Genomic DNA, 10442 nt, shown 5'->3' on the forward strand with positions numbered 1-10442 from the left:
TTGACGTGGGGAAGACCATCAGCATGGCCGCCGGCGCCACCCAATCCGGCCATCTCTCCAACATAGACCTGGCGCCGGACAGCGGAAGCATCACCTGGTCCCCCATACCCGTGCTGGGCTGGCCACTGCTGGGTTTGCTGGTGGCGGCATTCATCGCTCTGACCTGGTACCGCCGAGGGAGGTTCATATGGGTACGGCCATCCTGATGCTCTTGGCGGCCCTGGTCTGGCTGGCGCTGGTGCTCTTTTTCTGGCGGAGCCGCATCTGGCTCCTGTACTATACCACCGGCTCGGTGGGGCTGGCGCTCCTGCTCATTTTCGCCGGCGTCCACCTTCTGCCGCTGGCCGCCGGCATGGAATATGCCACCGCCTATGCCGGCCACGCGCTGAGCAACCTGGTGGGCATCCCCACCTATCTCTTCCGCGCCGCCCCCAACAACATCTTCGTCTGGGTGGTGGAACAGACGCCCGGCTGGACGGTGGTGCGGGTGGACCTGGAATGTTCCGGCATGCTGGAGACCGCCGCCTGGATCGGGCTACTGCTGTTTTACCCGAGCTGGAGCCTGCGCAAACGGCTGGGATTGATCGTCTTGGGCGCCGTGGGCATATTCGGCGCCAACCTGGTGCGGGTGGTGGCCATCATCGCCATCCTGCACGCGTTCGGCAAGCAGTCCATTGTGATTGCCCATACGTTTATCGGGCGTCTGCTGTTCTTCGGGCTGGTGATGCTGGGCATGTACTGGTACGTGTTCAGCCGGCTGACCATCCACAGCCTGGCGGATCGGATCATGGCGAGGATGCGGGCATGAAGGAACGGGTGTTGGCCCTGGTCATTTACTGGGGTGTATGGCTCATCCTGCCGGTGCTGGTGGACGGGCTGGCCACATTGGTGCAGTTTATCCAGGTGGTCATCCAGCGCCTGCGCCGCCGGCCGGCGCCGGACCCGGAGACATGGCCCGGCATTTCGGTCATCATCCCGGTCTACAACGGCGCCCATACCCTCGGCCTGTGCCTGGAGAGCCTGCGCCGGCAGAATTATCCGCATGAACTGCTGGAAATCATCGTGGTGGACAACGGGAGCGATGACGACACCTATGCCGTGTTCCAGGAGCATGCCGGCCGGCCCTTTGCCGGCCAGATGCACTGGATGTCCATCGCCGGCCGGGGCAAGTCCTACGCGCTCAATGCCGGCATCCATGCCGCCAGCCATCCCTATATCTGCACGGTGGACGCCGACGCAGTGCTCCATCCCGATGCCCTGCGCCATATGGCGCGGCATTTCGAGGCGGACCACACGCTGGCGGCGGCCACTGGCACGGTGGAGGTGCTCACCGCCGCCGAATCGGGGCTGGCCGGCCGCATCCCCGAGCTGATCGCCGAGTGCGAATTCCACGAGTACCTGGCCGCCTTCTGGCTGGGCCGGCAGGGCCAGGCCCTCAGCCAAAGCCTGTACACCCTGGCCGGGGTCTTCTCCTTCTTTCGCCGGCGCGCGCTCCTGGAAACCCCGCTCTACGACAAGCAGACCGTCTCGGAGGATACCAAGATCACCTTCGACATACGCCAGCGCTTCGGCGGAGGCCGGCTGACCTGCATCCCGGAGGCGGTGGTCTTCGTCACCTCCACGCCGTCCCTGAGCGCCCTGTATGCCCAACGGGTGCGCTGGCAGCGCGGCGAGCTGGAGGTGGCGGCCGTCTACCAGCATCTGATTGATATCAACGTCCTGCGCCTGCGCGATCTGGCGCTGGGGCGCATCCTGCTGATTGACCACACCTTCCTCTTCCCGCGGCTGGTGTGGAGCTTTATCTTCCCGGCGCTGTGCTTCTTCGGTTATCCGCTGAGCCTGGTCGTCAGCGCGCTGGGGCTGATCTACCTCTTCTATGTCGGCATGGCTCTGCTGACCGATCTCAGCGTGTATCTGATGGCGCCGGCGCGCGTGCGGGAGCGCCTGCGGCGCGACTGGTGGATCGTCGGGCTTATTCCGGCGTACCGCTTCCTGATATATATCTTCCGCCTGGCCGGCTCCATCATCGCACTGACGGAATCGCCGGCCTGGCGGGTGCAGAATCCCCTCGAAGAAACCGCTCGCGCCTGGCGGGCCATGCTGACCGCGCTCCGCCGGCGCGCCGTGCGACAGGAGGTGAGCGATGGCGTATGATACGTTCAAAGTGCTGATCATTGATGACGATGATGACACGCTGAAGTTGTATGGGCTGGCGCTCAGCCGCCAACACTACGAGATCCTGGAAGCCCATTCCGGCCAGGAGGGCCTGGAACTGACCTTCCGGGAAGAGCCGGACGTGGTATTGCTGGACCTGATGATGCCGGGCATGGACGGGTACGAGGTGTGCCGGCGCCTGCGCACCGCGCCGAAGACCGCGGACCTGCCAATCCTCGTCCTGACCAACCTGAGCGGTGCCTCCGCCCGGCAAAAGGCCCATGAGCTGGGGGCCGACGATTTCATCACCAAAGGGGAACCGCTGGGGCATCTGGACGGGCGCATCAAGATGCTTATCAAACAGCGCATCCTGGCCCACACGCGGAGCTGGTTGGCCGATTTGCCCGGCAGTGTCACGGCGGACTACGTCCTGCGGGCGCGCCTGGCCGCCGGCCAGCCCACGGCGGTTTGCCACCTGGATATCCAGGGGTTGAGCACGTTTAACGAGCGCGCCGGCGTGGAGGCCGGCGACCGTCTGTTGTGGACCGTGGCGCGCGTACTGCGGGATTACATGGAGAATAACGCCTACGGTGATTTCGTCGCCTACTGCGGTCAGGACGATTTCCTGCTCATCATGGATCCGGCCAGGGCGCCGGCGGTGGCGCAGTCCCTGGTCGAAGCGTATGCCAAAGCTGTGCGCCGCTGGGCCGATGGAATGTCCCTCTCCGTGGGCGTTCCCGAGCTGTACGCGGCCGCGCTGATATTGGACGGGCCCAGCATCCATCCGGCGTCGGTGTATCAGAACCTGGCCCGCATCCAGCGCGAGCTGAAAGGGCGGCGCAACGGCAGTGTCCGAGTGGAGCGGCTTGCCGGCTGAGGCCTGACGCCTCTCAGGCTCTCCGCCGGCCTCGCAGCATTGGGCCTAGGACGACCACCGCCGCGCAGGCGCCGGCCAGGATGAGCGCGGTGTTCGCCACCAGGGGGGTGGACGCCTGCTTGACAGCGATGCCGACGAGCGCCCAGATAATGACCAGGCCGTAGGCCCAGTCGCCGCGCAGCACCGCCATGGCCCAGGCCAGACAGGCGGCGATGACCATCATAATGACGGCCCAGATCGCCGGCGCGAGGCCCCAGCCGTTCCATTTGACGTAGTAGAGCACGTCGGAGGCGTTGGCGATGGTGGCCACGCTGATCCACCCGAGGTAGATGCTGAAAGGCAGGCGCACCAGCCACCGCTCCGCCGGCGGCACCGTGTCCCCACCGCGCATCATCAGCAGATAAATGACGATGAGCGAGGCCAGCAGTATCACCATGGCCAGGATGGTCCAGAGGAACTGCTGGTAATGCCACAGGAACAGCCATGCGATGTTGGCCACACAGCTCACGAGGAAGGGCCAGCCGATCGCCCGCAGGCGCGGGTTTTCCCGCTGGGCCGGCAGTACCTGATAGATGGCAAAGGCTACCAACCCCAGGTATATCAGGCCCCAGATGGAGAAGACATAACCCGCCGGCACAAAGTAGACCGGAAACTTGTCGGAAATCTCCCCCGTCGAGATACCGTTCAGGGGTAGGATGTTCGCCAGCGCGTTCACGATAATGGTGACCAGCACCGCCGCCACCACCAGCCACTGCCGCACCAGGTCTTTGTTCATCGTGCAGCTCCTTTCATGGGAGAGATGAGATGGACGAAATTTGGTCTTCAGGACAACCGGTGATAGGTGCGCAGTTGGCGCACAAAACCGTTGATCGGGGTCTCCAATCCCGAGGCTGGACCGAACGGGTCAGGGCATTCCTCCGCCGGCACTCCCATCAGCACGCGGAAGGTGTTGGCCGCGCCGTATGCCAGTACCTCCAGGTCATATCCTCCTTCCAGCGTGAAGACCAGCCGGCCGCCGCACAGTTCCTCCGCCATCATCCGCAGTAGCTCCGCAATCTGGGCGTACCCCTTCAGCGAAAGGCTCAGGCCGGCCAATGGGTCGCGCCAGTGGGCGTCGTAGCCGGCGGAAACCAGGATGAGTTGGGGCTGGAAGCGCCGCGCCAGCGGGAAAAGCAGTTCGACGAAGATGTAGCGGAAGCCCTCATCCCCCACCCCATACGGAAGGGGCACGTTGACCGTATACCCCTGGCCGCGCCCCTCCCCGATCTCCTGCCAGTGTCCAGTGCCGGGGTAGAACGGGTACTGGTGGGTGGAGAAGTACAGCACGCGGTCGTCCTCGTAGAAGGCCTCCTGCGTGCCGTTGCCGTGATGCACGTCGAAGTCCACGATGAGCACCCGCTGGAGGCCGGCCTGTTCTAGGGCATATACCGCGGCGATGGCCACGTTGTTGAACAGACAGAAGCCCATGCCGTGTGCCGGCCGAGCGTGATGTCCCGGCGGCCGCACCAGGGCAAAGGCGTTGTCCAGCCGGCCCTCCAGCACCGCCCGCACTACCTCCACCAGGCCGCCGGCGGCCATCAGCGCCGCCTCGTAGGAGCGCGGGACGACATACGTATCGGCGTCCAGGAACCCGCCGCCTCGCTCTGCCATGCGCTCCACGTACTGGCGGTACAGGGGGGTATGCACGCGCTGTAGAAGCCCGATATCCACTGGCTGGGCCGACACCGGCGTCAGCGCCGGCAGAAGCGCCGATTCCTCCAGCGCCTGCATGATCGCGAGAAGCCGGCGGTTGTTCTCCGGGTGCCCGGGCAGGTCATGTTCGAGAAAGATGGGGTCATAGACGTAGCCGGTCGTCATCCTGTCTTATCCAGATGGGAGGAGTTCACACGCCTGCCTCATTATAGCATATGCCGGCGGCAAGTTCAACGATGTGGAGGTGCTCATCCGGGATATGCGTCTGGCCGGCCGGCGCAGGCGCGCTCGATGATGTAGCAAAATGCTATAACATTATATAACTTTTCATAGCAAATTTGACACATACGAAAATAGGACTATACTGGTCTTGAATTGATATCCACGAGATGCGGACAAGATGGCAGACGAACTGCTCACCGTGCGTCAACTGCAGGAACTGCTGGGCGTGGACAGGGTCACGATCTACCGTCTGCTGGACAGCGGAGCGCTCCCAGGCTTTAAGGTCGGCGGGCAGTGGCGCTTTTCGCGAGCGGAGATCGAGGCCTGGCTGGCGCGCCAGCGCGCCGGCGCCGCCGCCGACAGACAGCCCTGGCGATCATCCGCCCCCTGCGGCGTGGAGAGTTTGCCCTTGTCGTGCATGGAGCCGGTGCAGGATATCTTCGCCCAGGCGGTGGACGTGTCCGTCCTCTCGGTGGACCCCGCCGGCAAGCCCCTCACCGCCATCAGCAACCCCTGTGCGTTCTGCGAACACATCCTCGCGCATCCCAAAGGCCGCGCCCGATGTCAGGCATCGTGGGCACGGCTGGTGCAAAACTCCCTGGACCCGGAGGCCCAGCGGTGTCATGCCGGCCTGCATCTGCTGGCTGAGCCAGTCGAGGTGCATGGTGAGCGGCTGGCCTGGGTGGTGGCCGGCGGGTTCGTCGTCGGCGCGCTGGGGCTGGAAGCGGTGCGTCAGCGGGTGCCGGAGGTGGCCCGCGCCATGGGTGTGCCGGAGGATGAGCTGTCGCGGTACCTGTCGGGCATCCATGTGATCTCCCCTGCGGATGAGGTGAAGGTCGCCGGCCTGCTGAAGAAGGTGGCGGCCACGTTCGTGGAACTGACAGCCCAGCGCGTGACCCTGCTGAGCCGGCTCCAGCATATCGCCGAGCTGGCCAGCCTGCGGTAAGGTAATCTACGTCTATTGTCGTCGGTTCGATACATATACTAAGGAGAGCGTACCATGCGTGAATTAGCCCCTCAACTGCAGGAACAGTTGGGACAGATGTTCGGCCGGTTTGTCACCTTTGACCCCTTTGAGCGGCGCTTCTACCGCAGTGACATTGGCGTCATGCCTTCGCTGGTCTCGCCGCTGATCGGCAACCTCACGCCGGCCGGAGTCGTGAAGCCCCTCAGCGAGGAAAAGGTCGTCGAGCTGGTGCGTTTCGCCCGGCAGAACGGCATCCCCCTGGTGCCGCGCGCCAAGGCATCCTCCGGTTACGGCGGCGTCCTGCCGGTCGCCGGCGGGCTGGTGGTGGACCTGTCCTGGCTGACCCAGATCGAAGCCATTGACGCGGAAGCGAAGACCGCCACGGTGGGCGCCGGCGTCGTCTGGGAGACCCTGGAGAAGGAGCTGAACAAGCGCGGCCTGGCGCTGTGCACCTACCCCTCCAGCGCCCCCTCCAGCACCGTCGGCGGCTGGTTGGCCCAGGGCGGTATGGGGTTCGGCGCCTTTGCCCACGGCTTTTTCCGCGAGACGGTGGTCTCCGCCAGGGTGGTCCTGCCGACGGGCGAGGTGCGCACCTTCGCCGGCGATGAGCTGGACCTGATCAGCGACGCCGAAGGTATCACGGGCTTCATTACTTCCGTGACCCTGCGAGTGCGCCCCTGGGAGCCGCAGGCGGTCTGGGCGGCGCGTTTCTCCTCCCCGCAGGAGCTGGCGCGCGCTGTCCAGGAGCTGTGCCGGGAGAAATATCCTCTCTGGTCGGTCAGCTTCATCACCCCGCAGATGACCGAGATGAAGAACAACCTGCCCCCAAAGATCGAGCACGGTCATGTGGTGGAGGAGGAGCGGCCGAAACTGCCGGCCGGCTATATCCTGCTCATGGTCGCCTGGGAGAGCCAGCGGCCGGCGGTGGAAGCGAAACTGCCCGAGCTGGTGCGCTCCTGCGGCGGGGATATGCTGGATGACGCCATTGCCCAGCACGAGTGGGCGGAGCGCTTCAACATCATGCACGTCAAGCGCCTGGGGCCCAGCATTGTGCCGGCCGAGGTGGTGGTGCCGGCGGAGAAGCTCGGCTCCATGCTGGCCGGCGTGGAGGAACGCATTAAACTGCCCATGGCGATCGAGGGTATGGTCAGCGGGGCCGGCGATGTCACCCTGCTGGGCTTCATCCTCCATGACCAGCGCAAGCTCACCTTCAATTTCGCCTATGCGCTCTCCCTCTCCATGCTGAAGCTGGCCAAGGAGAACGGCGGCCGCGCCTACAGCACCGGCTTGTACTTTGCCAAAGAGGCTCCCAACGTGCTGGGAAGCCGGCGCTTGGAGAAACTGCGTTCCTTCAAACAGCAGATGGACCCGCAGAACCTGTTCAATCCGCACAAGGTGTTGGACGGCAAGCCGCTGTTGTCGGGCTTCATGAACCTGGCGGAGGCATTTGAGCCGATCATCCGGCCCATCGGCAACATGGCCCGGAACCCGATCGGGGAGCGGATCGCCGGCGCCGGCCGGCGCGGCATCCCGGACGACGTGGCCTGGTACGCCTATGCCTGCGCCCAGTGCGGCTACTGCGTGGACCAGTGCGACCAATATTACGGCCGGGAGTGGGAGTCCCAGTCCCCGCGCGGCAAGTGGAAGTTCCTGCGGGAGTACATGGAGGGCAAGGCCGATTGGAACCGCAAGATGGATGAGGCGGTCCTGGCCTGCACCACCTGCGAGATGTGCAACGTGCGCTGTCCGCTGGAACTGCCCATCGAGCCGAGCTGGTTGAAACTGCGCGGCCGGCTGGTGCACGAGGAAGGGCACATGACCTTCCCGCCGTTCGAGGTGATGCGCGCCTCCCTGCGCAAGGAACACAATATCTGGGGCAATTTCCGCCAGAAACGTGCGGATTGGTATCCCAAGGAGCTGGGGCCCTGGCCGGAGCGTGCGGAGATCGCCTACTTTCCTGGGTGTACGGCCAGCTATGTGGAACAGGATATCGCGCAGGGGGCCGTTCATCTACTGCGTCGAGCCGGCGTGGAATTCACTTACCTGGGTGAGGAGGAGGCCTGCTGCGGCGTCCCCATGCTGGTGGCCGGCCTGTGGGACACCTGGGAAGAGATTATGCGCCATAACATCGAGGCCATGAAGGCCCGCGGGGTCAAAACGGTTGTCACCTCCTGCCCGGCCTGCTGGCTCTCCTGGCACACGTTTTACCCGCAGTGGGCGGAGAAACTGGGCATTCCGTATGACATTGAGGCGAAGCACTATAGCCAGGTGATCGCGGAGAAGATCGCCGCCGGCGAGTTCCAGTTCGATCGACCAGTATCGGCCCGCACGGTTACCTGGCATGACTCCTGCCATATGGGGCGCGCCGGCGGTATCTTTGAGGAACCCCGCCTGGTGCTCCAATCCATTCCCGGCGTGAACTTCGTCGAGATGGAACATAATCGGGAGCAGGCCCACTGCTGTGGCTCAGTACTGAGCCTGGTGGCGGACCCGACGGTGGCGGAGCGCATCGGGGATGTTCGCCTACGGGAGGCCCTGGATGCCGGCGCAGAAGCAATCGTCGCCTCATGTCCCTGCTGTGAGGTACAGTTGCGGGTGACCAATGACAAGCGCAAGCGCAACCTGGAGGTCATTGATCTGGCGCATCTGGCCTGCGAATCGCTGGGTATCTCCCTTCCTGATCCCAACCCGTATATGCTCCGGCAGTGGGCTACCTTTGAGGCCATGATCAACCTGCTGAAACCGCAGGCGATGGCCGATTTCATGGAGGGCATGTTCCCCGAGATGATCGAGGCCATGCCGGGGGCATTCCGGAGCATGATGCACTTCGTGCAGGGCGCGCCGGCGCCGGTGAAGAACGCCATGCTGGCGGTGATGAAGCCCATGATGCCGGCGCTCTTCCCCATCCTACTGCCGGGGATGATGCCGAAGGTGATGCCCACCATGCTGGAAAAGGTCGGTGCGGCGGTGCCGATGTCGGAGGATATGCAGAAGCTCATGCCGGACTTACTGCCGGCGGCGATGAACAACCTGATGTCGAAGATGCTGCCGGAGCTGATGCCCTACCTGGTGCCGAAGCTGATCAATTACCTGCGCCGGCCGGCGTGAGGCGAACGCGAAAAACGGCCCCCTTCTGGGTGAAGGGGGCCGTTTTGATACGGCGGGGTCAGATCAATCCCATCTGCTTGCCGACCTTCTCGAACAGCTCCAGCACGCGGTCGATCTGTTCGTCGGTGTGGGTGGCCATGTACGAGGTGCGGAGCAGGGAGTGATTGGGCGGCACCGCCGGCGGGATGACGGCGTTGGTATAGACGCCGGCCTCGAACAGCGCTTTCCATGTGAACAGCGTCTTCATGTCGTCACCGATGATGACCGGGATGATGGGCGTACAGCTTGTGCCGGTATTGAATCCCATGCGGTTCAGTTCGGTGCGCATGCGGTTGGAGACGTCCCACAGCCGCTGGACCCGCTCCGGCTCCTCCAGCATGACGTCAATGGCGGCGGAGACGGCGGCCAGGTTGGCCGGCGGCATGCTGGCAGAGAAGATGAAGGAGCGCGCCATGTGCTGGATATAGTGGATGACCGGCTCATCGCCGGCGATGAACCCGCCCAGGCTGGCAAAGGACTTGCTGAAGGTGCCCATGATGAGGTCCACGCCCTCGGTGACCCCGAAATGCCAGGCGGTGCCGCGTCCGCCGCCGGTGACGCCGATGCCGTGGGCGTCGTCCACCATCAGGCGGGCGCCGTACTTCTTGCAGATGCGCACCAGGTCGGGCAGGGGAGCAAGATCGCCGGCCATGCTGAAGACGCCGTCCACCACCACCAGCTTGCCGGCATCCTCCGGCAGGCCGGCCAGGAGCCGGTCCAGGGCCTCCATGTCGTTGTGGGGGAAGCGCTTCATGGTGCCCAGGGAGAGCCGGCATCCGTCAATGATGGAGGCGTGATCCTCTTTGTCGGTGATGACGTAATCGTGCCGGCCCACCAGCGCCGAGATGGTGCCCAGGTTCACCTGGAAGCCGGTGCTGAAGACCAGCGCGGCCTCTTTGCCGACCAGGTTCGCCAGCTTCTGCTCCAGCTCGATATGCAGTTGGAGGGTACCGTTGAGGAAGCGGGAGCCGGTACAGCTCGTGCCGTAGCGCTTGATGGCGTCGATGGCGGCCTGGCGCACTTTGGGGTGGGTGGTCAGGCCCAGGTAGTTATTGGAGCCGATCATGATGAGGCGCCGGCCGGCGATGGTCACCTCGGTGCCCTCGGTGTCGTCCAGGGGGATGAAGTAGGGGTAATAGCCCTCGCGCATGGCCTCTTTGGCGATGGTGAACTCATAGCACTTCTGGAACAGATCCATGGATTGTTCTCCTTTACACCCCGACTTGGAAAGCCTGCGGAAAATGAACGTCATGCCGGCGGTGGCTTCGAGGATGTATTATACCCGAAAGAGGGCATCTGCCAAAAATGCAACGCGCTAGAGGCGGAAGAGACCTATTGCCCGCGCCGGGGCGGTAAGCAATGGTCCCGGTGATTGAGGCCCAT

General features: G+C 64.1%; 8 protein-coding genes and 1 pseudogene (1 of these 9 only partly in view). 6 read left to right on the forward strand and 3 right to left on the reverse strand.

Annotation, left to right across the window (positions count from 1 at the left end; translation table 11 throughout):
• From H5T60_01470 to H5T60_01485, 4 genes and pseudogenes are all read left to right on the forward strand, one after another.
• Positions 1 to 206, forward strand: a pseudogene (locus tag H5T60_01470) (hypothetical protein) (it extends 424 nt beyond the left edge of the window).
• Positions 188 to 808, forward strand: coding sequence for an archaeosortase/exosortase family protein (locus H5T60_01475; protein ID MBC7241099.1), 621 nt, complete (start codon positions 188 to 190; stop codon positions 806 to 808). The pseudogene H5T60_01470 and the gene H5T60_01475 overlap by 19 nt, the downstream one beginning before the upstream one ends.
• Complete coding sequence (locus H5T60_01480; protein ID MBC7241100.1) at positions 805 to 2154, forward strand: glycosyltransferase; 1350 nt, start codon at positions 805 to 807, stop codon at positions 2152 to 2154. Before H5T60_01475 ends, H5T60_01480 begins: the two co-directional genes overlap by 4 nt.
• Positions 2144 to 3031 carry a response regulator gene (locus H5T60_01485; GenBank protein ID MBC7241101.1) on the forward strand — a complete coding sequence of 296 codons (888 nt, stop codon included), beginning with the start codon at positions 2144 to 2146 and terminating at the stop codon, positions 3029 to 3031. Before H5T60_01480 ends, H5T60_01485 begins: the two co-directional genes overlap by 11 nt.
• Before the next feature lie 13 nt (positions 3032 to 3044).
• On the opposite strand, the gene H5T60_01490 is transcribed toward H5T60_01485, so the two are convergent.
• Together H5T60_01490 and H5T60_01495 are read right to left on the reverse strand one after the other, a co-directional pair.
• Positions 3045 to 3806, reverse strand: coding sequence for a tryptophan-rich sensory protein (locus H5T60_01490; protein MBC7241102.1), 762 nt, complete (start codon positions 3804 to 3806; stop codon positions 3045 to 3047).
• A 47-nt stretch (positions 3807 to 3853) separates the two neighbouring features.
• Positions 3854 to 4888: a histone deacetylase gene (locus H5T60_01495; GenBank protein ID MBC7241103.1), complete on the reverse strand. Its 1035-nt coding sequence runs from the start codon at positions 4886 to 4888 to the stop codon at positions 3854 to 3856.
• 235 nt (positions 4889 to 5123) lie between these two features.
• Here H5T60_01495 and H5T60_01500 point away from each other — a divergent pair, with 235 nt between their 5' ends.
• Entirely contained in the window at positions 5124 to 5891 is a 768-nt protein-coding gene (locus tag H5T60_01500) for a PocR ligand-binding domain-containing protein (GenBank protein MBC7241104.1), read from the forward strand.
• Positions 5892 to 5945: 54 nt separating this feature from the next.
• On the forward strand, positions 5946 to 9020 hold the full coding sequence (locus H5T60_01505) for an FAD-binding oxidoreductase (GenBank protein MBC7241105.1): 3075 nt from the start codon (positions 5946 to 5948) through the stop codon (positions 9018 to 9020).
• A 58-nt stretch (positions 9021 to 9078) separates the two neighbouring features.
• Here H5T60_01505 and H5T60_01510 read toward each other — a convergent pair whose 3' ends face one another.
• Positions 9079 to 10257: a pyridoxal phosphate-dependent aminotransferase family protein gene (locus H5T60_01510; GenBank protein ID MBC7241106.1), complete on the reverse strand. Its 1179-nt coding sequence runs from the start codon at positions 10255 to 10257 to the stop codon at positions 9079 to 9081.
• Between the last annotated feature and the right edge of the window lie 185 nt (positions 10258 to 10442).

The sequence above is a fragment of the Anaerolineae bacterium genome, from assembly GCA_014360855.1.
Classification (GTDB): Bacteria; Chloroflexota; Anaerolineae; order JACIWP01; family JACIWP01; genus JACIWP01.